The sequence below is a fragment of the Streptomyces sp. NBC_00250 genome (genome assembly GCF_036192275.1).
Classification (GTDB): domain Bacteria; phylum Actinomycetota; class Actinomycetes; order Streptomycetales; family Streptomycetaceae; genus Streptomyces.
In genome coordinates, this window is the sequence record NZ_CP108088.1 from 1,320,028 (window position 1) to 1,343,520 (window position 23,493).

Genomic DNA, 23,493 nt, shown 5'->3' on the forward strand with positions numbered 1-23,493 from the left:
CTCGGAGAAATCGACACCACCCTCACCACCCACCCCCACATCCACACCACCCTCACCACCACCCACCACACAACCAACCGCGAAAACAAACGACTCATCACCTACATCGTCCCCACCCACCCCGAAAACCCACCCACCACCCAAGACATACAGAACTGGCTCCGCGAAAAACTCCCCCACTACATGATCCCCAACACCATCATCACCCTCAACGAAATCCCCCTCACACCCAACGGAAAAATCAACCACAAAGCACTCCCAGACCCCACAACCAACCCCACCAACCGCACCCACACACCCCCCAACACCCCCACCGAACACACCCTCACCACCATCTGGACCGAACTCCTCAACCCCACCCAACCCCTCTCCACCACCGACAACCTCTTCGAACTCGGCGCCGACTCCCTCCTCGCCCTCCGCGCCACCGCCGCAGCCGACCGCCAAGGACTCCACCTCCAACTCCCCGACATATTCCAAAACCCCACCATCACCCAACAAGCACTGGTGATTCAGGCAGCGGGATCCTCGGCGGCCGCGGTCGTCCTCGTGCCCGATCCCGGTGGGTTGCACGAGCCGTTCGGGCTGACGGACGTGCAGCACGCGTACTGGCTGGGCCGCTCGGGTCTGTTCGAGCTCGGTGATGTGTCGACACATCTCTATCTGGAGCTGGAATCGGAGGACTTCGAGCCCGAGCGCGGGAACACCGTCCTGCGCCGGCTGGTCGCACGTCACGACATGCTGCGCGCGATCGTCCGCCCGGACGGACGCCAGCAGATCCTCGACACCGTCCCCGAGGCGTCCATCGCCTACCAGGACCTCTCACAGCTGAGCGACGAAGAGGCCGAGGCCGAGATCACCGCCGTACGGGACACCCTGTCCCACGAGGTACGGCCGGCCGACCAGTGGCCGCTGTTCGAACTGCGCGCACAGCGCCTGCCCGGCGGCACCACCCGTCTCCACCTCAGCCTGGACATGCTCATCGCCGACGCCGCGTCGGTCCGCATCCTGCTCACCGAATGGGCAGCCCTCTACGCCGACCCCGACACGGTCCTCCCCCCGATCGGACTGTCCTTCCGGGACTACTGCACCGCCACCACCGGCCTGGAGAACACCACCGCCCGCAACTACTGGACCGAACGCCTCCACACCCTCCCGCCGGCACCCGAACTGCCCACGCTCCCGATCCCCCCGGGCACCCCGACCCGCTTCACCCGCCGCACCCACACCCTGCCCGCCGACCAGTGGGCCCGCCTGAAGAACCAGGCACACCAACGCGGACTCACCCCGTCGACCCTGCTGTGTGCCGCCTATGCCGAGACCCTCGCCACCTGGGCGAAGGAACCCCACTTCACCCTCAACGTCACCATCGGCGACCGCCTCCCCCTGCACCCCGACGCCGAGCACCTCATCGGCGACTTCACCAACCTCGTCCTCCTGGAGTCCGATCACCGGGACACGGACCAGGGGTTCGAGTACCGTGCGCGCGCCCTGCAGAGCCGGCTGATGCGGGATCTGGAGCACCGTGCGTTCGGCGGGGTGCGTCTGATCCGTGAACTGGCCCGGGAGCACGGGCCCGCGCGGGCCGCGATGCCCGTCGTCTTCACCAGCGTCCTCGGCCATGACATGCCGGGCGATTCCGACGGCACGCTGCCCGGACTGGGCCGGCTGCTGGACGGAATCTCGCAGACGCCACAGGTCCATCTCGACCACCAGGTGGTGGAGATCGCAGGTGAACTCCTGCTCACCTGGGACGCGGTGGAGGGACTGTTCCCGGCCGGCGTGCTCGACGACGCGTTCTCGGCCTACACATCGTTCCTGGAAACGCTGGTCGACGCTTCGGAGGCCTGGGCACAGCCCGCTCCGGTCCGTGCGCCGGCCTCGCACCTGGAGGTCGTCTCCCGGGTGAACGACACGGTCGCGTCCCTTCCCGAGGGTCTGTTGCACGAGCCGGTGTTCGCCCAGGCCGCCCGGACTCCCCACGCCACCGCCGTCATCACACCCACCCGCACCCTGACCTACGCCGAACTCACCGACCACGCACTCCACATCGCCCAAGGACTACGCGCCCACGGCGTCCGACCCGGCGAACTCGTCGCCATCAGCATGCACAAGGGATGGGAACAGATCGCAGCCGTCCTCGGCATCCTCCACGCCGACGCCGTCTACCTCCCCATCGACCCCGAACTCCCCCACGAACGCATCACCTACCTCCTCACCCACACCGACACCCGCACCGTCCTCACCCAACCCGACACCACCACCAGCATCGACTGGCCCACCACCATCACCCCCCTCACCGTCCACGACAACGCCCCCTGGTACCACACCCCCACACCCCACACCCCCACACGCACCCCCAACGACCTCGCCTACGTCATCTTCACCTCCGGCTCAACCGGCCAGCCCAAAGGCGTCATGATCGACCACCGCGGCGCCCTCAACACCATCCACGACATCAACAACCGCACCCAACTCACCCCCCACGACACCATCCTCGGAATCTCCAGCCTCTCCTTCGACCTCTCCGTCTGGGACATCTTCGGCACCCTCACCGCCGGCGCCACCCTCGTCCTGCCCAACCCCGGAACCCAACGCGACCCCCACCACTGGAACCACCTCATCACCCACCACCACATCACCACCTGGAACTCCGTCCCCGCCCTCTTCGAACTCCTCACCGAACACCGAAACCAAAACAACACCCCCACCAACACCACCCTCAAAACAGCCCTCCTCTCCGGAGACTGGATCCCCCTCACCCTCCCCCAACGCGCCAAAAACACCTTCCCCCACCTCCAACTCCACAGCCTCGGCGGCGCCACCGAAGCCTCCATCTGGTCCATCCACCACCCCATCACCACCACCCCAGAAGAATGGACCAGCATCCCCTACGGAAAACCCCTCACCAACCAAACCATGCACATCCTCGACCACCACCAAAACCCCCGACCCCCCTACACCACCGGACACATCCACATCGGCGGCACCGGCGTCGCACTCGGCTACTGGAAAGACCCCCAAAAAACCGGCAACGCCTTCACCACCCACCCCCACACCAAACAACGCCTCTACAAAACAGGCGACCTCGGACGCTACTGGCCCGACGGAACCATCGAATTCCTCGGCCGCGAAGACCACCAAGTCAAAATCAACGGCTACCGCATAGAACTCGGAGAAATCGACACCACCCTCACCACCCACCCCCACATCCACACCACCCTCACCACCACCCACCACACAACCAACCGCGAAAACAAACGACTCATCACCTACATCGTCCCCACCCACCCCGAAAACCCACCCACCACCCAAGACATACAGAACTGGCTCCGCGAAAAACTCCCCCACTACATGATCCCCAACACCATCATCACCCTCAACGAAATCCCCCTCACACCCAACGGAAAAATCAACCACAAAGCACTCCCAGACCCCACAACCAACCCCACCAACCGCACCCACACACCCCCCAACACCCCCACCGAACACACCCTCACCACCATCTGGACCGAACTCCTCAACCCCACCCAACCCCTCTCCACCACCGACAACCTCTTCGAACTCGGCGCCGACTCCCTCCTCGCCCTCCGCGCCACCGCCGCAGCCGACCGCCAAGGACTCCACCTCCAACTCCCCGACATATTCCAAAACCCCACCATCACCCAACAAGCACTGGTCGTCGGCTCCGCCGTGGTCCGCACGGCCGAAGACGTCCCCGTGGGGCCGACCGGGATGACGCCCTCGCAGCACTGGTTCCTCTCGCAGGACCTGCCGCAGCGCCACCACTGGAACGACGCCTCGTTCCTGCTGTCGCTGCAACGTCCGCTGGAGCCCGCCAGGCTGGCGCACGCGCTGCGTCGCGTCCTCGAACACCACGACGCCCTGCGGCTGCGCTTCCGCGAGTCCGCCCCGGGGGCCGGCTGGGAGGCCGAGGTCGCTCCGTACGAGGAGTCGGACGCGCTGCCGTTCACCACGTACGACCTGTCCGGGCTCGACAGCCGCGCCCAGAAGCTGCGCAGCACCGAGATCAGCGACTCGCTCCAGTCGAGCCTCGACCTCGCCGAGGGGCCGCTGCTGCGCATGGCCTACTTCGACATGGGCGACCGTCCCCACTGCATCCTCTTCCTCGCCCACTGGCTGGCGGTCGACCACTACTCGGGGCGGATAGTCCTCGAGGACCTGCTGGGCTGCTACGCGGACCTGGCCGCCGGCGAGGAGGGCGGACTGCCGCCGAAGTCCTCGTCCTTCCGGTCCTGGACCGAAGGGCTGCGCGCGTACGCGGAGGGGCCGGAGGTACGGGCCGAGCTCGACTACTGGGCCGGCGAGGACCGCCGGTCGCCGTCGGTGATCCGGCTGGACGGCACCGAGGGTGCCAACTCGCTCGAGTCGCTGGACAACCACACCGTGCGGCTCGACCGGAAGGTGACGGAGGCGCTGGTCCGGCTGCTGCCGCGGCGGGTGCGGGCCGATCTGTCGGAGGTCCTCTGCTCCGCGCTCCTGCGGTCCCTGCCCTTCGAGGACGAGGGCCGCGGGGAGGACGCGCGGCGGGTCCTGCTGGATCTGGAGCGGCACGGACGCGACCTGCCGGTGGCGGGCGCGGACGTGAGCCGCACCGTGGGGCGGTTCTCGACGCTCGTCCCCGTGCTGTTCGAGTTCGATCCGTCGGAGTCGGCGGTGGACGCGCTGCACCGGACCGTGGACCAGGCCCGGTCGCAGCCGGGCCGCGGTGCCGGACACGGGCTGCTGCGGTACGTGTCCGGTGATCCGGAGGCCGCCGTGCTGCGCTCCCTGCCCCAGGCGGAGATCGGCGTCAACTATCTGGGGCAGGTCGACGAGGTGTTCATGCGCAGCGATCTGCTGAGCGTTCCCCGGATGGCGTACGGCCGTCAGCGCAGCGATGTGGGCACCCGGTTCCGGCTGGTCGACGTGATCGGCTTCGTCGTCGCGGGGCGGCTCAACCTCACCGTCGGGTTCAGCGGCAACCGCCATCGGCCGGAGACCACGCGCCGGATCGTCGACGGACTCGTCGCGGAACTGACGGAGCTGGCCCGCTGGGCACGGGAGGCACCGGAGACCGGGAAGTAGCCGGCACGGCGCCGGTATGACAGAGGTGGGGGCCGCTCCCGGAGCGGCCCCCACCTCTCGTGCCGTGCCGTCTGCTCTCAGCTGCTGTAGAGGAGCGCGAGACCGCCCAGTGTCAGGCCGATCATGCCGGCGAAGAGCGGAACCTGCGGGAGTACCTTGCGGTCGCGGGGCAGTACCCCCACCGCCGAGTCATGGGCGCTGATGACCCCGAGGACATGGCCGGTGACCACGGCGGTGACCTGGACGAGGGACATCAGGGTGGCGCCGGGGACCGCGTAGGACGCGGCTGCCATGCCGCCGTCGTGGGTGGAACCGTGCTCCCCGGTGACGAAGAAGACGTCGAAGAAGCGCTGGACCTCCAGGACCAGGACGGAGGAGTAGTGGGCGATGACGTAGCCGATGGCGATCGGGATCAGTGAGGGGGCCATCAACGCGGACGTCCACGAGCCGTCGCGGGAGAGCCGTCCGGACGCCCGGCCCGAGGCCCACAGCAGTCCCAGCACGAAGAGCACCGTGGCCAGCAGCCCCGCCGAGCGGGCGAGCGGCTCGGGGACGTCTTCCGTGAGCCGTTTCCACCAGCCGAGGTTGGCCAGGCTGTCGAAGCCGGTGGCCGCCAGCATCACGGCGACCGTCGCCGTCAGGCCCGGCCGGGCGTGCACCGCGCTCAGCCCGTTGAAGGGGTTGCGCAGCACCAGTCGGCGGTCGGCTGGCGACCTGCCCAGCGGCGAGAGGGAGGCGATCAGGGAGGAGTACGCCTCGAAGGCGTCCCCGCGCTCGAACCAGCGTGAGCCGAACACGGCGGCCGCCGTGAGCTGGACGGCGGCGTACAGCCAGAGCCCCAGCAGGACCGTCGAGGCGGAGCCACGGGCCGGCGCGGCCAGTTCGAGCCAGGCGAAGCCGAGGAGCCCGACCGCGGCCGGCCAGTGGCCGAGTCGGTCGGGCAGGGGCCGGATGCCCTTGTCGGGGTCGGTGCGCATCAGCAGGGCGAGCAGCTCGTGGAGGGTGCGCAGGGGGTTGAGCAGCCTCCAGACCGGTCCGAACAGCAGCGAGGCCGGGACGAGTCCGACCCAGAACAGGACGAACACCATGCCCGGTCCCAGCTCCTTGCCTCCGTATCCCGTGGTGAGCACGGTGAGGGTGAGCACGGTCAGGGCGAGACCGAACAGCCGCAGCGTGCGCCGGAGCAGGGGGTGGTCGCAGAGTCGCTGGGTGAACCGGGGCAGGGCGCGCCAGACCCGCCGGGCGTCGAAGCGGCGCTCGTGCCAGCGCAGCCGCAGGGCGTCGAACGAGGCGTAGAGGGCGGTCGTTCCGGCCACGAGGGCGTAGGAAAGAGGGATGGGGCCGTCGCGGTGACCGACGACATGGGCAAGATAGACGTCGTAGGACATCCCGTCACGATCGGGCCCGGCGGGGTGCGGGGCGAGACTCCGTCGGCCGTACCTTCGACGAACGCGGGGGGCCTGAACGGGGTGGCCGATCAGGCGGTCGTTCTCCTCGTCCGGAGTCGGGTCTCACCGTGGACGCGCGTGTTGCACCGTAAGGGGCATGGACTCCACAGAGACGCGGTCGGCCTTGGAACACGACACGGGGAACTCCGCACCTCCTGCCGATCCGACCGGCCGACTCCGTACGGTCGCCTTCGCGGCCGTGGCGATCTATCTTTTCGGCCAGGCCTTCGACACGTACTGGCACGCCAAGAACGTCTCCTTCGTCCCTGAGCCTCCCGGCGCGTTGTGGTCGATCCATCTCGGCATCTACCTGGGCGCGGCGATCGTGCTGGCGACCGGCGGGGCGCTGGCGTTCCGCGCGGGGTTCCGGGTGGCCGGGGTGCTGCTCGCGGCGGGTGGCGGGGTGGAACTGGCGGGATTCTTCCTCGACATGTGGAAGCACTCGCAGGGCACGTCGGTCGACTTCTACCACGATCTCGTCTGGTATGGATTTGGCCTCGTCGTTGTCGGTACGGTGCGTATGGAAGCGATGCGTCGCATCCACGTGAGTGACGCCCATCGTTCGGACTGACCCGAGGACCGTGGTTCTCATGACCGAGAAGACAGCCGGAACGCTGAGCAAGCTCTTGGGGCCGCTGGGGGCCGAGGCCCTCACGGCCCTGTGGCGCAACGGCCGGCCGCTCAGCGTCCGGCAGGTTCAGGAGGAGCTCAACCGGCACCGCCCCGAGCCGCTCGCCTACACCACGGTGATGACCGTGCTGAGCCGGCTCGCGGCGAGGAACGTGCTGCGGCGGACGCCGGCCGGCCGCGGATTCCTGTACGAGCCCCTCGTCGCCGACGCCGCCGAAGTGGCCGTGCGGGACGTGATCAGGGATCACGGGGTCGCCGCGGTCGCGCATTTCGTCGACCAGTGCCGGACGGAACCGCAGCTGCGGTCCCGACTGCTCAACCTCATGCAGCCGGATTCGGAAGGTGTCGAACCCGGCTGACGCATCATCGTCTCTTGCTCCGCCAACTCAGCGTGTTCTCAGGGGGACTCATCGGTGAAACACCTCGGCGAGATACGACGGAGCCCTACCTGTCTGGTAGGGCTCGTCCTTTGCCTCGGCGTCACGATCGCCTGCGGTCTGGAGGCCTGGCACATCGGTGCGGAGCTTCCACGGCATGCGCGAGCCGGCGGGGAGTCGGGCTTCATCGGGATGGTGGACACGCTGGCCATCGCCGGCGGGCTCGCCGTCGCACTGGTGAGCGTGCTGGCCGGATCCCGGACGATGCTGCGGTGCCTGCTCGACTCGGCGGCGCTTTCCCGGTGGGTGAGCGAGAACTCGGTGCCGCCCTGTGAGCGGCTTTCGCGGATCGCCCGGTCGGTCGCCGGTGACATCCAGGTGGCGCAGATCGACGTGGCGCACGCCGTCGCCGTGACGCATCGCGCGTGGCGTCCGCGGATCGCGATCAGTTCGATGCTGGTGGCACGGACCTCCGACGCGGAGCTGGCGGCGGTGCTCCGCCATGAGGTGCACCATGCCCGTCGTCGGCATCCGCTGGGCCGTCTCGCCGCCGAACTCGCTTCGTCGGCGCTGTGGTTCCTGCCCGCGCTGCGCACCGTCGGCCGGCACGCGGCGGTACGGCAGGAGCTGTCGGCCGACCGGGCGGCGCTGTCCCACGCCGCGCCCTCGACGCTGGCGGGTGCTCTGGTGAAGGCCCTGGCGGAGCCCGAAGTGGCTCCCGCGGGAACGCTGATGGGTGATACGACGACGCTTGAGGCGCGTGTGCATCAGCTGGAGCACGGGCCGAAGCCGTTGTCCAGGGCGTTGCGCTGCCATTCGCTGCGGCGGGCGGTGCTGCTGCTCTGCACGGTCGGCGGTCTGCTGGTCTACGGAACGGTGGCCGCGGCCGGCCGCGGCCTGTTCACTCCGCTGTTCTAGCGATCGCCGAGGTCCTGCGGTCCCGACGGCCCGACGGTCCCGGCGGCCGCGTGGCCGCCGGGACGCGGGGATGGCGGGAGTCGGGATCAGGTGCAGTGCTGGTCGGCGACGCTGAGCGCGTCGTCGATGCGGGCGAGGCCGTCGCGGGCGTCCGCCTCGCTGATGTTGCACGGCGGGGTGATGTTGACGCGGTTGAGGTAGACCATGAGGTTGAGGCCGCGGGACATGAACGCGCCCATCAGTTCGGCTCCTTGGGGGCTGAACCGGTCGGGCGCGTCGTAGCCGATGTACATCTCGCGGGTTTCCTTGTTCTTCACCAGCTCGATCGCCCACATGGCGCCGATACCCCGCACCTCGCCGACGCAGGGGTGCCGCTCGGCGATCTTGGCGAGTTCGGGGCCGAAGACGTCCCGGCCGAGCCTGGCCGCGTGCTCCAGGACGCCCTCGTCGCGCATCGTGTCGATGGCGGCGACCGCGACGGCGCAGGCCATCGGCTGTCCTGAGTAGGTGGTGCCGCCCGGGTAGGGGGTCTTGGAGAAGGTCTCCACGATCTCGTCGGAGATGATGACGCCCGACAGCGGCAGGTAGCCGGAGTTGACGCCCTTGGCGAAGGTGATGAGGTCGGGGCGGACGCCCCAGTGATCGGCCGCGAACCAGGTGCCGGTGCGACCGAAGCCGACCATGACCTCGTCGAGGACGAGCATGATGCCGTACCGGTCGCAGAGTTCGCGGACACCTGCCAGATAGCCGTCCGGGGGGATGAGGACGCCGCTGCTGGTGCCGCCGATGGGCTCGAAGACGATGGCCGCGATGGTCTGCGCGCCCTCCAGGACGATCACCTGCTCCAGGTGGTCCAGGGCGCGTGCGCACTCCTGCTCCTCGGTCTCGGAGTAGAAGGCGGAGCGGTAGAGGTACGGGGCGAAGAAGCGGCTGACGCCCGCCGCTCCGGTGTCGTTGCGCCAGCGGCGCGGGTCCCCGGTGAGGTGGATCGCCGTCGAGGTGGCTCCGTGGAAGGAGTGGTAGGCGGACAGCAGCTTGTGCCGGCCGGTGTGCAGCCGGGCGAGGCGTACGGCGTTCTCGATGGCCTCGGAGCCGCTGTTGGTGAACAGGACGCGGTCGAGGCCCTCGGGGGCGACCTCGGCGATCTTCCGGGCGGCGGTGGAGCGGCTGGCCTCCGCGAAGTGGGGGGCGATGACGCAGAGCCGGTCGGCCTGTTCCTTGACGGCGGCCACCAGACGGGGGTGCTGGTGGCCGAGGTTGGCGTAGACGAGCTGGGAGGAGAAGTCGAGGAACCGGTTGCCCGCGTAGTCCCAGAACCAGGAGCCCTGCGCCCCCTGTACGGGCATTCCGCGGTAGGCGCCCTGCTGCACCCAGCCCCGGAAGAGGTGGGCCTGTTCGTCCGCGAGGACGGCTTGTGCGGCCTCAAGGCCGTTGGTGGCCTGCTCAGTTGTCATGCAGAGCACGTTAGGGCGGGTCATCGGGGGCCCCCAGATCCGTTCGGGCGACCTGATCGGGTAGGTCGGGCAGGGCGGTCCGCGTCCTGGCCGCAACCGCGGACGGACCGCGCCCCGGCGGTGTGTCGGGGTGCGGTCCGTGGGTGCGCGACGGTCAGGGGTGGAGTGGTCGGCCGGCCGGGAGGAGCCGGACGGCGGTGGGATCGGGACGTGCGGTGAGGCGCTGGTAGAGCGTGGTGGGGTGGGGCCAGTTGTTGGTGAGCAGTCCGTCGTCGGTCTTGAACCAGTTGGTGCAGCTGTCGGTCCAGACCGTGCGCCGGGAGCCCTCGTCGACCTGGCGCTGCCAGGCGTCGAGGGTCTCCTGGCCGACGTCGAGCACGGAGCGTTCCTCTCGCTCCGCGATCAGCTCCACGCACTGGGCGATGTACCCGGCCTGTGCTTCCAGGGTCAGGGTCACGGAGTTGTGCCCGAGGTTGGTGTTGGGGCCGTACATGAGGAACAGGTTCGGGAATCCGGGCACGTGGATGCCGAGATGGGCCCGTGCGCCGTCGCTCCAGGTCTCGTGGAGGTCCTGGCCGTCCCTGCCGGTGACCTTCAGGGGGGCCAGGAACTCCGTGGTGCGGAACCCGGTGGCGTAGACGATGGTGTCGCTTTCGCGGTGGGTCCCGTCCCGGGTCTGGATGCCCTTCTCGGTGACCCGCTCGATGGGGTCGGTGACGACTTCCACGTTGTCGCGGGCGAGCGCGGGGTAGTAGTCGGCCGCGAGCACGATCCGTTTGCATCCGATGGCGGAGTCCGGGGTGAGCTTGGCGCGCAGCTCCGGGTCGGTCACCTGGGACTTCAGATGCCGTCCGGCCATCATGCGCAACAGGCCGGAGATCCTGCTGCGTCGCAGGGCGGGCAGCAGGACGGCCTCGGAGCGCCGGAAGAGCAGTGAGCGGTACGCGCGGTGGGCGCCGGGCACCCGGCGCAGCAGCGCGGCCATCAGGGGGTGGAAGCGCTCGCCGGGCTTGGGCAGCACCCAGTTCGCCGAGCGCTGGTACACGTACAACTTCCTTACCAGTGGGGCTATTTCGGGTATGACCTGGGCGGCGCTCGATCCGGTGCCGATGACGGCCACGTCACGGCCGGCGAGGTCGTGGCCGTGGTCCCAGCGGGCGGTGTGGAAGGCGTTGCCGGCGAATTCGTCCACCCCTTCGAGCGCCGGGTACTTCGGGAGGGACAGCTGCCCCACGGCCGTCACGACCACGTCGGCCGTGTACTCCTCCCCGCCCGTCGTGCGCAGCCGCCAGCGCCCGGTCTCGTCTTCGTACCGCAGCTCGGTGATCTCGGTGCCGAACCGCAGGTGCGGGGCGAGTCCGCTGTCCGCGGCACAGCGGTGCAGATAGGCGAGGATCTCGCGTTGCCGCGGGTAGCGGACGGCGCTGTCCCGGTAGGGGGCGAAGGAGTACGAGTAGAGATGGGACGGGATGTCGCAGCCGGCGCCGGGATAGGTGTTGTCGCGCCAGGTGCCCCCCAGGTCTTCGCCCTTCTCGTAGACCGTGAAGGAGTCGAGGCCGCGCCGCTTGAGCTGGATCGCGGCGCCGAGCCCGGCTATCCCGGCGCCGATGACGGCGACCTGTGTGTGGCGCCTCCGCTCCTCGGTCACGGCCGCGCGGCGCCCGTCTTGCGGTAGACGGAGACGTGCTGCTGGCTCTCGCCGGTGAAGGGGGACCGGTCCCACCCTCCGTACCGCTGTTCCAGGGTGAGGCCGGCCAGCCGGGCCATGAGGTCCAGCTCGCTGGGCCACACGTAGCGGAACTGGACGATGTGGTCACGGGAGTTGGCGGAGTCGCGGAGGCTGTAGTGGGGCCACATCCGCTGGGTCACCGGGTCGTGGCGGGCCACGCCGAGGTTGAGGCTGCTCTCCTCGGACCTGGCCACCTCCATGAGCTGTTGGCTCTGGCGGGCCATCTCGAAGCGCGCGGTGTCCGGCACGAAGCCCTGAACGACGAAGAGGCCCTCGTCGGGGAGGAGTCGGGCCGCGTTGGAGAGGCAGTTGAGCTGCTCCTCCTGGGAGGAGAGGCTGTAGAGCGTGTTGAAGACGATGTAGACGAGGGCGAAGGGTCCTTCGGCGGTGTGGTCGGCGAAGTCGCCCTGGACGAGGGTGACCCGGTGGCTGCCGGGCTTCTCCCGGAGCCGGTCGAGCATGTCGGGCGAGGCGTCGATGCCGGTGATCTCCAGACCCCGCTCGCTGAGCGGGAGGGCCACCCGGCCGGTGCCGACGCCCAGTTCCAGGATCCGCTTCGCGCCCGAGGCGCGGGCCGCGCTGTCCGCCAGTTCGCCGAGGACCCGGACGGTGTCCTCGGTGTCGTCCTGGAGGCGGACGATCCAGTTGTCGTAGATGTCGGCGAGCTCGTCGCCGTAGCTGGTCGGTCCGTAGTTCTCCTGAGTGGCCATGCGGGGAGTCAACCTCCGTGGGTGGATGGGGTGCCAGGCACGAAAGGCCCGGCCTTCGGGGGTGGCCGACCGGTCAGTTCCCGGCCGTGGCGTGGGGCGGGTTCGCGGGGGCCGCGGCGCGTTCGACCGTCATCCGGGCGAACAGCGGGAAGGGGATCCAGGGGGCAGCGGTGACGAGGGTGCGCTCGACGGTGCTGCCGGTGAACTCGGGGCGCTCGGCGACGGTCCGGTGGAGCGGTGCGTCCGAGGTGGCGCGGAAGTCGTAGATGACGAGCCGCCCTCCCGGGCGCAGGACCCGCGCCATCTCGGTGACGGCCCGGGGCACGTCGGCCCAGTGGTGCATGCTCAGCGTGGAGACGACGACGTCGGCGCTGGCGTCGGCGAGCGGGAGGGCGTCGGCCGAGGCGGTGTGGACGGTGATGCGGTCTCCGTAGCCGTGCGCCCGGGCGTTGTGGCGGGCCCGCTCGGTCATGGACGGCGCGACGTCCACCCCGTGCGGGCGCAGGTCGGGGCGCCTGCGGGCGATGTCGAGGAGGAGCCTGCCGGGTCCGGTGCCGATGTCGACCACCAGGGCGTCCTTCGGGGCGCGGCAGACGTCGTCGGCGGCTCGCCGGTACAGGCCGCTGAGCAGCCGCCCGGAGAGGCGGTCGTACGCCTCGCCGCTGATGCCCATGCCTCCGGGCTCGGCCTCGTGGCGACTGTGGTCGTGGCCCCGGGCGGCGAGGCGATGGAGCCCCCGGTGGGCGGCGTGGAAGAGGGAACGCATCTGGTTGGCCTTCGGTGTGGAGGGGCGGCGGACGAGAAGCCCGCACGGCTTCTCGTCCGCCGTTTGCCTGGTGGTCAGGCGGTGCCGGGTTCGGGCGTGCTGCCGGCCGGGTTCCGGTCGTCGGAGTCCTGGTCGGTGCCCTGCTGGGCGGTGCCGGTCCGGGGCAGCAGACCGATGAGGAGGGTGAGCAGCAGGGCCAGGGGCACGCCCCAGACGAAGACCTCCGGGATGGCGGCCGCGGTGGACTCCGGGGTCACCGGGCCGTCACCGATCTCGCGGCTGAGCAGGCTGCCGAAGAGGGCGACGCCGATCGCCATGCCGAGTCCCCGGATGGAGAGGTTGGCGGCGGTGGTGGCGGCGAGGTCGGGCGGCGCGGCGGCGTTCTGGGAGACCACCACGAGGTTCTGCATGAGGAGGCCGAACCCGACGCCGAGGATCGCCATGGCGCCCGCGACCACGAGGTACGGACTGTCGAGGTCGAGCATGCCGAGCACCAGGAAGGCGACGGCCAGCACCCCGGCCCCGGTGAGGAGATAGGGCTTGAAGCGTCCGCTGGCGCCGGCTTTGCCGCCCGCGACGGCGGAGACCACGAGGAACGGGATGAAGTACGGGTTGAGCGCGAGGCCGGCTTCGGTGGCGCTCATGTCGTACGCGGTCTGCAGGAAGGTCGGCATGTAGACGACGGAGCCGTACAGGAGCATGCCGAGGATGGCCGTGGCGGGCAGTACCAGCCGCAGTGAGGGGTTGGTGAACAGCCGCATGGGCAGCAGGGGGTTCTCGGCCCTGCCCTCCCACCACACGAACAGGGCGAAGAGGGCGAGGCAGCCGGCGATCAGGCCGAGGATGAGCCCGGAGGTCCAGTCGTGGTCCCGTCCTCCCCACTCGGTGATGAGGAGCAGGCTCACCACGCCGCCGATGAGCAGCGCGGAGCCGCCCAGGTCGACCTTCTCGCCCGCGGCGGCGCGCGGCAGCCGGAGCGCGAAGGCGCACAGGAGCACCGAGATGATGCCCAGGGGCACGTTGATGTAGAAGATCCAGCGCCATCCGGCGGAGTCCGTGATGGCTCCGCCGACCAGGGGGCCGCCGACGCTCGCGATGGCGAAGACGGCTCCGGTGAGGCCCTGGACCTTGCCGCGCAGGTGCTTCGGGTACAGCTCGGAGAGGGTGACGGTCGGGATGACGAAGAGGGCGCCGGCGCCGATGCCCTGGAGCACCCGGGCCGCGATCAGCTGGGGCATGGTCTGGGCCATGCCGCACAGCAGGGAGGCGACGACGAAGAGGAGGACGGCGATGACGAAGAGGGGTCGCCGCCCGTATCGGTCGCTCAGCCGCCCGTACAGGGTGCCGGTCGCGGTGGACGCGAGGACGTAGGCGGTGACGACCCAGCTGAAGGAGTCGGCGCCGCCGATGTCGGCGGCGATGTCGGGCAGGGCGATGGCTACGACCGTCTGGTCGAGTACGGAGAGCAGCATGCCGAGTACGAGGCCCGCGGAGGCGAGCGGCACGATGCTGCGGTGGGCCGGTTCCCCGGAGCCGGTGTCCCCGGGCCGGTCGGCGGAGGGTTCGGCGGTGGTGCGTTCTGACATCGTGGGTCACGCCCTCCCGGACGCAAACGGGTTGGGAAGTTTGAAGTCGGCACTGACCAGGTCCTGGTCGATGACGCTGCCGGCGACGGTGCCGCTGGCCGCGGCCGCGACGACGGCGGCGAGCGGTATGGGCACGGTGGCGCGTCGGGCCATGTCCCCCGCGGCGTAGACGCCGGGGACGCTGGTCTGGGCGAACTCGTTCACCTCGACGCAGCCGTCGGGGAAGTCGGCGCAGCCGAGTCGCTCGGCGAAGTCGGACCGCTGGTGGAGCGTGGTCTTGATGAACACCGCGTCCCGGTCGAGCGAGGTGCCGTCGTCGAACACGATGCGGCGGAGCCGGGTGTCCTCGTGCTCCAGCCGGGCGACCGGGGCGCACCGCACGGCGACGCCGTTGGCCTCCAGGACGCTCTGCATGACCGGTTCCAGGGAGGCCCCGCCGGTGCACAGGGCGATGTCGTCGGTGAAGCGGCTCAGGTGGAGCGCGAGCCTGACCCGCTCCGGTGCCGCGCCGAGTACGGCGATGCGGCTGCCGCTCGCCTCGAAGCCGTGGCAGTACGGGCAGTGGAAGGCGCTCTTGCCCCACAGCACGTCCACGCCCTGGACGTCGGGGAGTTCGTCGCGCAGTCCGGTGGCCAGGAGGAGCCGGCGCGATTCGTGCAGTGCGCCGTCTTCGAGCCGGACCTCGAAGTGGTCGTCGCCGAGGCGGCGCACCGAGGTCGCGGCCGTGGCGACGGACCGGACCGTCGGATACTGCCGCAGGTTCTCGTGGCCCAGGTCGCGCAGGACCTGCGGGGGCGTGCCGTCGTGCGTGAGGAAGTTGTGCACGGCGTCGGCCGGCGCGTTGCGGCCCTGTCCGCTGTCCAGGAGCAGCACCGTGCGGTGGGCCCGCCCCAAGGTCAGCGCTGCGGACATTCCGGCGGGTCCCCCGCCGACGATGATCACGTCAAGCATGATTCCTCCTGTCTCAGCGGAGACGTGATGCGTCCCCTTGACCTGGACCCAACTCTGCAAGTTAATGTCAACATGAAGTCAAGTGCCGACGAGACATCCATGACCATCGGCGAGCTGGCCGACCGGTTCGCCCTGCGCACCCATGTGCTGCGGCACTGGGAGGCGACGGGGCTGCTGTCCCCCGCGGAGCGGGTGAACGGGCGCCGTCGTTACAGCACGCGCCACATCGCCCGGGTGGCGATGATCGTCCGGGGCAAGGCCGCCGGCTTCAGCCTGGAGCAGCTGCGCGCCGTGCTGGACGCGTCCGACGCGGCGGAGCGGCGGGTGCTGCTGCTTGAGCAGCGCGCCGAGCTGGAGCGGCGCATGGAGGAGATCGCGGCGTCGAAGACGCTGATCGAGCACGCCCTCGAATGCAAGGCGAAGGACTTCACCGAGTGCCCCGGCTTCCGCAAGCTGGTCGAGCAGCTGGCCAACGGCCCGGCGGTGGCCCCGGTGGAGACCGGGGAGCTGCGCGGGCATCTCCCCGGGTGAGCGCGGACACCGGCGCCCGGCAGCCGCCGGCCTGATCCGACGGGAGTCGTCGGACAGGCCCCGCGGGCTGCCGGGCCGGGGTGGGACGGGTCAGCGGATGCCGGAGAAGGAGACCGACATCTTCTCGGGGCCGCGCAGGATGACGTGCGGCCGGTATTCGAGCGACTCCTCGACCAGCTTGGGGTCGACGACCCGGGTCACGAACGCCTGGAGGGCGATGACGGCCTCCAGCTTGCCCAGGTTGGCGCCCAGGCAGCGGTGCGGACCGCTGGAGAACGACAGGTGGTCCAGACGCTGCCCGGTGGCCCTGGTGATGTCGAACCGGTCGGGGTCCGGGAACACCTCCGGGTCCCGGTTCGCGGCCGCCGCGAGGAGCAGGACGTCCATGCCCTCCGGGATCTCGAAGTCGTCCAGCACGATGCGTTCCTTCGCCATCCGGTGCAGCATCTGCACGGACGGCTCGAAGCGCAGGATCTCCTCGACCGCGGCGAACGCCAGCGAGGGGTCCTCCCGCAGCATGGCCAGCTGCTCCGGGTGGCGCAGCAGCAGCAGGATGCCGTGCGTGATCAGGTTGGCGGTGGTCTCGTGGCCGGCCATCACCAGCAGCGCCAGCGTCGCGAGCAGCTCGGTCTCGGTGAGCCGGTCGCCCTCGGCCTCGGCGCGCACCAGCCGGGCGAGGAGGCCGTCGTCGTCGGCTCCGCCGTCGGCGATGAGGTCGCGGAAGTACTGGTAGAAGGCGGCCCTGGTCTCGGTGTCCTCCTTGTCGATCTCCGGCGAGCGGTTGGCGGCCATCAGCGGGTCGAGTGCCCGCCCGAGGACCGTCGACCAGGTGCCGAAGACCTTGTGGTCCTCCGAGGGGACGCCGAGCATCTCGCAGATGACCCGTACGGGCACGGGGTACGAGAAGACGCTGGGGATGTCGACCGGCGATCCGGACCGCGCGACCTGCGTGACGAGGTCGTCGGCGATGCCGCGGATGTGGGTCTCCAGGCTCTGCACCATGCGGGGGGTGAACGCCTGGGTCACCAGCCCGCGCAGCCGGGTGTGGTCCGGCGGGTCGAGGAAGGTCATGACCTCCTTGCGGGACTCCACGGCGTCCGTGCTGAGGATCTTGGACTTGCTGCGGTCGGCGCTGGCCGCCGGATGCCGCAGCATGGCGTCCACGTCCTTGTGCCGCCCCAGCACCATCAGCGCCCCGTCCATGGCCAGGAACGGCGACGCCTCGCGCAGCTGATGCAGGTGGGCGTACGGGTCGGCGCGGTTGGCCGGATCGAAGAAGGCTGCCAGGTGGTCTTCCGGTGTCTGGGCCGGGGTCGTCTGCGTCATGAGCCCGAGGGTGTCTCCCGGGGCGCCCCGGGAGACACCCACCGACGCCGTGGTCGTTCGGGCACCTCGCGTGCACCCCCCAAAGGGGACTCCCGTGACTCCCGGGACGGCCGCAGGGTAGCCGTCCATGGGATCCGTTGCGCTCAGTTCCGCGATGACCACACACTCAGCGAGGCCGCCGAAGGGCACGGCCTTCGACGCCTGGCGAAACTGGCGGGACCACGAGGGTGCCGAGGGCATCGTCGCCGCCGGCATCCTGGCCGCCAACGCCCGCAACGTACAGCCGTGGCGGTTCGCCGTCGACGCGGACGACGAGGGCGGCGCCCGACTGCGTCTGTACGCCGACCTGTCGCGCCGTCAGGGTGCTCTCGATCCGTTCGACCGGGAGCTGTACGTGGGCCTCGGCTGCGCCCTGGAGAACATGGTGCTGGCCGCCCGGGCCCGCGGGTTCGCCCCGCACGTGGAGCTGCTCCCCGACGACGGGGATCCGGCACACGCCGCCACCGTACGGCTGGAGCGCGGTGAGGCGACGGCGTCCGAGCTGTACGACGCCATCCCCTACCGGCACACCAACCGCGGCCCGTTCCGTCCGCAGCCCATGCCCGAGCCCCTGCTCCAGGAGATCGCCGGTCTCGGCCGGGCCGATCTGCCCGCGCCGGCGCTGCTCTGGTTCTCCGAGGAGAAGGACCGTGCGCGGGTCGCCGAGCATCTGACGGCCGCGACGGAGGCGATCATCGCCGACGAGGACCAGTCCCTCGCCGGACACCGGTGGTTCCGCAAGAGCGACCGGGACATCGAGCGCAGCCCCGACGGGATGACCGTCGACACCCAGGGCATGCCACCGCTGCTGAGCGCCCTGGGCAAGCGGCTGCCCTCGCCGTCCCGGCGTACCGCCGACCGGTTCTGGCTGCGCCAGACCCGCGAGGTCCATCTGCCCACCGCGGCCGCGTTCGGGATGGTCACGGTCCCGGACGCGACGAGCCTCCGGGACCGGATCCAGGGCGGCCGGCTGCTCCAGCGCATCCATCTGTTCGCGACCGCCCGGGGGCTCGCCGTCGGGCATCTCAACATGATGACGGTCCGCGCCGATCGCGAGCGCCAGACCGGGCAGCCGCCCCGGTTCGACTCCGTGCTCGCCGAGCTCGTCGGCGACCCGGACCGGCAGACCCTCGTCACCTTCCGCATCGGCCACCCGGCACAGCCGGCGGCCGCCGCGCCGCGCAGGTCCGTCGCCGCGGTGCTGCGGTGAGCTCCGGCTCCCGGAAGGGCATCACCCACCGTCCGGCGGAGCCGTCCGCCACCAACGCCGAGGAGGCGTGATACCTGATGTACGACGCGATAGTCGTCGGTGCCCGGTGCGCGGGAGCCACCACTGCCATGCTGCTGGCCAGGGCCGGCCACCGGGTTCTGCTCCTGGACCGGGCCCAGTTCCCCAGCGACACCATGTCGACCCACTACGTCCATCAGCCCACGGTCGCGCGGCTGGCCCGCTGGGGCCTGCTGGAACGCCTCACGGCCACCGGCTGTCCCCCGCTGGACATCGCCCGCTGGACCCTGAACGACGTCACGATCACCGGCTGCGCGCCGCCGGTGGACGGCATCAGGACCGCGTACGGTCCGCGCCGGTTCGTCCTCGACACGCTGCTGGTGAACGCGGCCTGCGAGGCCGGCGCCGAGCTGCGGGAGCAGACCAAGGTGACCGAGGTGCTCCGGGACGGCGACCGGGTCGTGGGCGTCAGGGCCCGCGGCACGGACGGCCGGGAGTACACCGAGCACGCGCGGGTGGTGATCGGGGCGGACGGTGTCGACTCGACGGTGGCCCGCGCGGTCGGGGCCCGCAAGTACGAGGAGGCCCCGACGCTGAACTGCCTCTACTACACGTACTGGGGCGGTCTCAAGGCCGACTACGAGGTGTACGTGACGGGTCGCCGCGCGATCGGAGTCGTCCCCACCAACGACGACAACGTGATGATCGGCATCCAGTGGCCGCGGGCGGAGTTCGACGAGGTCCGCAAGGACGTCGAGGGCTCCTACCTCAAGGCGCTGGAGGCGACCGCGCCGGAGCTGGCCGAGCGGGCGCGGGCCGGGGAGCGCACCGCCCGGTTCAACGGCACGGGCCGGCTGCCGAACTTCTTCCGGCAGGCGAGCGGGCCGGGCTGGGTGCTGGTGGGCGACTCGGGATTCCACAAGGACCCCGTGGGAGCCTTCGGCATCAGTGACGCCATCCGGCACGCCGAGCTGCTCGCGGGGCTGCTGAGCCCCGCCCTGGGCGGCGAACTGCCGCTGGACCAGGCCCTGGAGACGTTCGCCGTCGAGCGCGACGAGGACGCCATGCCGGAGTACTTCTTCAACCTCCAGGCGGCCCAGCTGGATCCGATGCCGGAGCTGCTGGACATCCTGCGGGTGATCTCCGGCGACCAGGACCAGGTGGACCGGTTCTTCGGCCTGATCGCCGGCCAGTTCACCTGGGACGCGTTCTTCACCCCTGAACTCATCGAACGGGCAAGTGCCGGGAGGACGACATGACCGATACGACGCGCAGCAGCAACGCCGAGCTCATCGAGCGGCTCTACGCGGAGGTGTACAACGTGCACCGGCTCGACCGCATGCCCGAGTTCTACGCGAAGGACGTCCTCAACCACGGCGGCCAGGGCGAGGTGGGCGCGGACGCCCTGCGCAACCGGGTGGGCATGATGTTCACCGCGTTCCCCGACGCGGTGGCCGAGGTCGAGCACATCGTGGCCCAGAACGACCGGGTGCTGGTGTTCCTGCGCTGGACCGGTCATCTGACCGGTTCGGAGGAGGAGATGACGCTCTTCACGGCCAACCTCTACCGGGTCCGGGACGGCGAGATCGCCGAGCACTGGAGCGTGGTGGACCAGTCCGGGCTCACCCGGTTCGGCATGCCGGCGGGCGACCAGACCCAGCCCGCCGGAAAGCCCGACTGGGCGGCCACCGAGACCGAGCAGGCCAACATGCGTCTGGTCCTGAAGGTCTGGGACGAGCTGATGCAGCAGCACCTGCTCGACCGTGCGGACGACTACTACCGGCAGGACTACATCCAGCACAACGCCTTCGCCGCCCAGTCGGGAGGCGGGCTGAAGGGGATGAAGGACTTCTTCGCCGGCCTGTTCGCGCTGGCGCCCGATCTGACCGGGGAGATCACCCAGATCGTCGCGCAGGACGACCTGGTGGGCGTCTTCTGCGTCTGGCGGGGTCACGAGGCGTCCAGCGGCCGTGAACTGCTGCTGCACACCGCCGATCTCCTGCGCGTCCAGGACGGGCTGATCGCCGAGCACTGGGACGTCATGGACTACGCGGCGGTCGCCGACTTCGGGGTCGCCCCGCAGAACGGCTGACGGCCACCACGAGGAAGAAGGCCCCGGATGATTCCGGGGCCTTCTTGCGCGGTACCGATGCGCCGTGCGTACGTGGCGTACTGCCGCGGCGTACGGGAACGCCCGGGTTCAGCCGAGCGGGGTCACCGTCACGGGCAGTTCGGCCAGCCGGCGCTGCATGAACAGCGGAAGCCACCGGGGCCGTTCGACGGACTCCGACTCCAGGGCGACGGGCCAGGCCGCGAGTGCCTCCATCATCAGCGTGCCCTGCTGCTTGGCCAGGGCTGCCCCGAGGCAGTAGTGCAGACCGTGGCCCAGTGCGAGATGGCGGGCCCCCGAGCGGGTGATGTCGAAGCGGTCCGGGTCCGCATAGACCGCCGGATCCCGGTTCGCGGCGCCGATGAAGGTGAGCACCCGGCTGTCGGCGGGGATGACCCTGCCGCCCACTTCGATGTCCTCGGCGGTCCAGCGCCCGCCGCCGGCCGTGGCGAGCTGCAGCGGGCTCTCGTACCGCATGACCTCCTCGGCCGCGGTGGCGGCGAGTTCGGGCCGGGCGCGCAGCAGGGCCAGCTGGTCCGGGTGGCGCAGGAAGGTCAGGACGGCGCTGGCGGTGAAGGCCACCAGCGTCTCGTGCCCCGAGATGAAGATCAGGATGACGTTGGCGTGCAGCTCGTCGCGGCTCAGCAGTCCCTCGCGCTCGGCCTCCAGGAGCGAGGAGAAGAGGTCGTCACCGGGGTCGGCGCGGCGCCGCTCGGCGAGTCGCCCGATGTAGGCGTCGAACGCCTCGAACGCCTCGACGGCCCGCTCGATCGAACCCGGGTCGGCCGGGATGTCGGCGGCCGGGGACATCGCCTGGCCCCAGTCCCGCAGTTGCGGCAGGTCCTCGCGCGGGATGCCGAGCAGATCGCCGATCGCCTGGAGCGACACGGGGAACGCCAGGTCGTCGACCACCTCCAGGCCGCCTCGGCGCAGGGCCTCGCCGAGGATGCGGTCGGCCGCCTCCCGCGCGTCGGCCAGGACGCCCTGGAGCCGCGGTGACGCGAAGGGGCGGCGGGTCAGGTTGCGCAGCCTGGTGTGGTCGGGCGGGTCCTGGAACAGCAGCGTCTGGTTCATCGAGCGCAGCGACTCGGGCACGATCGTGGCCAGCAGCTCGGCGACCGGCGCGGGCGGCCGTAGCAGCAGCCGCGGATCCGCGAGCACCGCGGAGGCGTCCGCGTGGCCGCTCACGACGTACGAGTCGAGGTAGTCCCAGTGGACGGGCCCGCCCAGGTCGCGGATCCGGGCGTACTCGGGGTAGGGATCGGCGCGGAACTCCGGTGTGTAGGGGTCGAAGTCCTTCAGGGAGGGCGGGAGGTCGTGGTCCTGGTGGTCGGTCATCGGGTCCCTTCCGTACCGGTGATCTCGGCCAGCGCTTCTGCCGGCAGCCGGGCGAGCATGGACAGCAGGTTGTCCGGGGCGAAGAACTCCTCGGCGGGCACGGTGCCGGCGATGACTCCGAAGAACCGGTCGGCCTCGTCGCGGTTCTCGGCCAGGACCCGGACGAGCTGTCGCGTCATGGGGTCGAACTCGAAACTCGCCGCCTCGCAGGTGAACTCGTAGATGAGTTCCGAGGCGGCGTTGCGGAGCCGCTCGTAGCCGGCCATCGCCGTGTCCCAGTCGGTGTGGCCGGAGCGCACCTCGTGGACGGCGTCGGCGAGCAGCTCGGCGTCGCGCCAGGCGTCGCTGATGCCCTGCCCCGTCAGCGGGTCCTTGTGGTAGCCGGCGTCGCCGACCAGGGCCCAGCCGGGCCCGTACGGCTTGCGGTAGAAGTTCTCCAGCGACGCGCTGCCCCGGAAGCGCTCCACGCGTTCGGCGCCGTCGGCGAGTTCGCTCGCCAGGGCGGGTGCCGCCTCCTCGATGGCCTTGAGGTAGTGGCGCTCGATGTCCGAGCGGTACTCGCCGAAGAAGTCGTGCGGGCGCGCCGCCTGGATGAGATAGGCGTCGTCGTGGGTGGGGATCACCCCGATCTGCTTGTCGCCCTCCAGGAACACCTCGTTGCGGTGACGGCGTTCGGGCCGCAGCCCCCGCCAGTAGGTGTAGTAGACGACGGTGAGCGGCGGCCGGCTGTTGTACTTCTCGGCGCCGGTCTCCCGGGCGACCAGGGAGTCCCGTCCGTCCGCGCCGATCACGATCGGCGCGGACAGGGTGTGCTCGGCGCCGCCCTGCTCCTGGCAGCGGACGCCGGTGACCCGCCCGTCGTCGTCGCGGACGAGGGACCGGACGGTGCAGCTCTCCCGGATCTCCGCGCCGGCTTCCCGTGCGGCGTCGACGAGCAGGGCGTCGAGGACGGTACGGCGCGGTGCGAGGGCCATGGCGATGTCGCCGTGCGGCGGGGCGAAGCCGCGGACCGAGGTCTCCCCGAACCACCACAGGGCCTCGGTGACCGGTGGACAGCCGGTGGCCGTCAACCGGTCGAGCAGGCCCCAGCGTCGGAGCCGGGCGAGGCCGCTCGGCTGCACGTAGTGGGTCGACACGGTGTCGCGGGGGAAGGACGCCCGGTCGAGCACGACGACCCGGTACCCCTTGCGGGCGAGGAGCATCGCGAGGGGGGATCCCGCACAGCGGGCTCCCACGACAATGACGTCGTACATACAACCTCCGC

Annotated in this window: 18 protein-coding genes; 8 read left to right on the forward strand and 10 right to left on the reverse strand. The window is 70.3% G+C overall.

The genetic code is table 11. From position 1 onward, the window contains the following. Nucleotides 1-9: 9 nt before the first annotated feature. Nucleotides 10-5,088 carry a non-ribosomal peptide synthetase gene (locus tag OG259_RS05820; protein ID WP_328947005.1) on the forward strand — a complete coding sequence of 1,693 codons (5,079 nt, stop codon included), beginning with the start codon at nt 10-12 and terminating at the stop codon, nt 5,086-5,088. Between the two features lie 77 nt (nt 5,089-5,165). Here OG259_RS05820 and OG259_RS05825 read toward each other — a convergent pair whose 3' ends face one another. After that, the gene (locus OG259_RS05825; protein ID WP_328941212.1) at nt 5,166-6,476 is read right to left on the reverse strand and encodes a hypothetical protein; all 1,311 of its coding nucleotides are present in this window, start codon (nt 6,474-6,476) and stop codon (nt 5,166-5,168) included. Nucleotides 6,477-6,735: 259 nt separating this feature from the next. Here OG259_RS05825 and OG259_RS05830 point away from each other — a divergent pair, with 259 nt between their 5' ends. From OG259_RS05830 to OG259_RS05840, 3 genes are read left to right on the forward strand one after another with little or no spacing between them, the layout of a single operon-like run. Further along, nucleotides 6,736-7,107: a hypothetical protein gene (locus OG259_RS05830; protein WP_328941213.1), complete on the forward strand. Its 372-nt coding sequence runs from the start codon at nt 6,736-6,738 to the stop codon at nt 7,105-7,107. A gap of 19 nt (nt 7,108-7,126) precedes the next feature. Beyond that, on the forward strand, nt 7,127-7,525 hold the full coding sequence (locus tag OG259_RS05835) for a BlaI/MecI/CopY family transcriptional regulator (protein WP_328941214.1): 399 nt from the start codon (nt 7,127-7,129) through the stop codon (nt 7,523-7,525). A gap of 54 nt (nt 7,526-7,579) precedes the next feature. Continuing rightward, nucleotides 7,580-8,461 (forward strand): M56 family metallopeptidase, encoded by an 882-nt coding sequence (locus OG259_RS05840; RefSeq protein WP_328941215.1) that lies wholly within the window; start codon nt 7,580-7,582, stop codon nt 8,459-8,461. An 86-nt stretch (nt 8,462-8,547) separates the two neighbouring features. On the opposite strand, the gene OG259_RS05845 is transcribed toward OG259_RS05840, so the two are convergent. From OG259_RS05845 to OG259_RS05870, 6 genes are all read right to left on the reverse strand, one after another. Next, nucleotides 8,548-9,915, reverse strand: coding sequence for an aspartate aminotransferase family protein (locus tag OG259_RS05845; RefSeq protein ID WP_328941216.1), 1,368 nt, complete (start codon nt 9,913-9,915; stop codon nt 8,548-8,550). Between the two features lie 154 nt (nt 9,916-10,069). Next, the gene (locus OG259_RS05850; protein WP_328941217.1) at nt 10,070-11,563 is read right to left on the reverse strand and encodes a flavin-containing monooxygenase; all 1,494 of its coding nucleotides are present in this window, start codon (nt 11,561-11,563) and stop codon (nt 10,070-10,072) included. Then, a complete protein-coding gene (locus OG259_RS05855) occupies nt 11,560-12,354 on the reverse strand; it encodes a class I SAM-dependent DNA methyltransferase (RefSeq protein ID WP_266899439.1) in 795 nt (264 codons plus the stop codon). Before OG259_RS05855 ends, OG259_RS05850 begins: the two co-directional genes overlap by 4 nt. A 73-nt stretch (nt 12,355-12,427) precedes the next feature. After that, nucleotides 12,428-13,120 (reverse strand): class I SAM-dependent methyltransferase, encoded by a 693-nt coding sequence (locus OG259_RS05860; RefSeq protein ID WP_266899438.1) that lies wholly within the window; start codon nt 13,118-13,120, stop codon nt 12,428-12,430. Nucleotides 13,121-13,194: 74 nt separating this feature from the next. Next, a complete protein-coding gene (locus OG259_RS05865; RefSeq protein ID WP_328941218.1) occupies nt 13,195-14,706 on the reverse strand; it encodes an MDR family MFS transporter in 1,512 nt (503 codons plus the stop codon). Between the two features lie 6 nt (nt 14,707-14,712). Then, the gene (locus tag OG259_RS05870; RefSeq protein WP_328941219.1) at nt 14,713-15,657 is read right to left on the reverse strand and encodes an NAD(P)/FAD-dependent oxidoreductase; all 945 of its coding nucleotides are present in this window, start codon (nt 15,655-15,657) and stop codon (nt 14,713-14,715) included. Between the two features lie 99 nt (nt 15,658-15,756). Between OG259_RS05870 and OG259_RS05875 the strand changes: the two genes are divergently transcribed. Continuing rightward, nucleotides 15,757-16,188: a helix-turn-helix domain-containing protein gene (locus OG259_RS05875; protein ID WP_328941220.1), complete on the forward strand. Its 432-nt coding sequence runs from the start codon at nt 15,757-15,759 to the stop codon at nt 16,186-16,188. A 90-nt stretch (nt 16,189-16,278) separates the two neighbouring features. Here OG259_RS05875 and OG259_RS05880 read toward each other — a convergent pair whose 3' ends face one another. Then, nucleotides 16,279-17,514: a cytochrome P450 gene (locus OG259_RS05880; protein ID WP_328941221.1), complete on the reverse strand. Its 1,236-nt coding sequence runs from the start codon at nt 17,512-17,514 to the stop codon at nt 16,279-16,281. A gap of 154 nt (nt 17,515-17,668) precedes the next feature. On the opposite strand from OG259_RS05880, the gene OG259_RS05885 reads away from it, so the two are divergent. From OG259_RS05885 to OG259_RS05895, 3 genes are all read left to right on the forward strand, one after another. After that, nucleotides 17,669-18,763 carry a hypothetical protein gene (locus OG259_RS05885; RefSeq protein WP_328941222.1) on the forward strand — a complete coding sequence of 365 codons (1,095 nt, stop codon included), beginning with the start codon at nt 17,669-17,671 and terminating at the stop codon, nt 18,761-18,763. Nucleotides 18,764-18,840: 77 nt separating this feature from the next. Then, nucleotides 18,841-20,040 (forward strand): NAD(P)/FAD-dependent oxidoreductase, encoded by a 1,200-nt coding sequence (locus tag OG259_RS05890; RefSeq protein WP_266899432.1) that lies wholly within the window; start codon nt 18,841-18,843, stop codon nt 20,038-20,040. Continuing rightward, nucleotides 20,037-20,873 (forward strand): ester cyclase, encoded by an 837-nt coding sequence (locus OG259_RS05895; RefSeq protein WP_328941223.1) that lies wholly within the window; start codon nt 20,037-20,039, stop codon nt 20,871-20,873. Before OG259_RS05890 ends, OG259_RS05895 begins: the two co-directional genes overlap by 4 nt. Nucleotides 20,874-20,981: 108 nt before the next feature. On the opposite strand, the gene OG259_RS05900 is transcribed toward OG259_RS05895, so the two are convergent. Then, nucleotides 20,982-22,229, reverse strand: coding sequence for a cytochrome P450 (locus OG259_RS05900; RefSeq protein WP_328941224.1), 1,248 nt, complete (start codon nt 22,227-22,229; stop codon nt 20,982-20,984). Beyond that, nucleotides 22,226-23,482: an NAD(P)/FAD-dependent oxidoreductase gene (locus OG259_RS05905; RefSeq protein ID WP_328941225.1), complete on the reverse strand. Its 1,257-nt coding sequence runs from the start codon at nt 23,480-23,482 to the stop codon at nt 22,226-22,228. Before OG259_RS05905 ends, OG259_RS05900 begins: the two co-directional genes overlap by 4 nt. Between the last annotated feature and the right edge of the window lie 11 nt (nt 23,483-23,493).

Bases quoted from the DNA above. Each gene is read 5' to 3' on its own strand.
- OG259_RS05895 (WP_328941223.1), top strand. From the start codon at position 20,037: ATGACCGATACGACGCGCAGCAGCAACGCCGAGCTCATCGAGCGGCTC.
- OG259_RS05835 (WP_328941214.1), top strand. From the start codon at position 7,127: ATGACCGAGAAGACAGCCGGAACGCTGAGCAAGCTCTTGGGGCCGCTG.
- OG259_RS05870 (WP_328941219.1), bottom strand. From the start codon at position 15,657: ATGCTTGACGTGATCATCGTCGGCGGGGGACCCGCCGGAATGTCCGCA.
- OG259_RS05855 (WP_266899439.1), bottom strand. From the start codon at position 12,354: ATGGCCACTCAGGAGAACTACGGACCGACCAGCTACGGCGACGAGCTC.
- OG259_RS05900 (WP_328941224.1), bottom strand. From the start codon at position 22,229: ATGACCGACCACCAGGACCACGACCTCCCGCCCTCCCTGAAGGACTTC.
- OG259_RS05875 (WP_328941220.1), top strand. From the start codon at position 15,757: ATGACCATCGGCGAGCTGGCCGACCGGTTCGCCCTGCGCACCCATGTG.
- OG259_RS05890 (WP_266899432.1), top strand. From the start codon at position 18,841: ATGTACGACGCGATAGTCGTCGGTGCCCGGTGCGCGGGAGCCACCACT.
- OG259_RS05880 (WP_328941221.1), bottom strand. From the start codon at position 17,514: ATGACGCAGACGACCCCGGCCCAGACACCGGAAGACCACCTGGCAGCC.
- OG259_RS05860 (WP_266899438.1), bottom strand. From the start codon at position 13,120: ATGCGTTCCCTCTTCCACGCCGCCCACCGGGGGCTCCATCGCCTCGCC.
- OG259_RS05865 (WP_328941218.1), bottom strand. From the start codon at position 14,706: ATGTCAGAACGCACCACCGCCGAACCCTCCGCCGACCGGCCCGGGGAC.
- OG259_RS05885 (WP_328941222.1), top strand. From the start codon at position 17,669: ATGACCACACACTCAGCGAGGCCGCCGAAGGGCACGGCCTTCGACGCC.
- OG259_RS05905 (WP_328941225.1), bottom strand. From the start codon at position 23,482: ATGTACGACGTCATTGTCGTGGGAGCCCGCTGTGCGGGATCCCCCCTC.
- OG259_RS05845 (WP_328941216.1), bottom strand. From the start codon at position 9,915: ATGACAACTGAGCAGGCCACCAACGGCCTTGAGGCCGCACAAGCCGTC.
- OG259_RS05825 (WP_328941212.1), bottom strand. From the start codon at position 6,476: ATGTCCTACGACGTCTATCTTGCCCATGTCGTCGGTCACCGCGACGGC.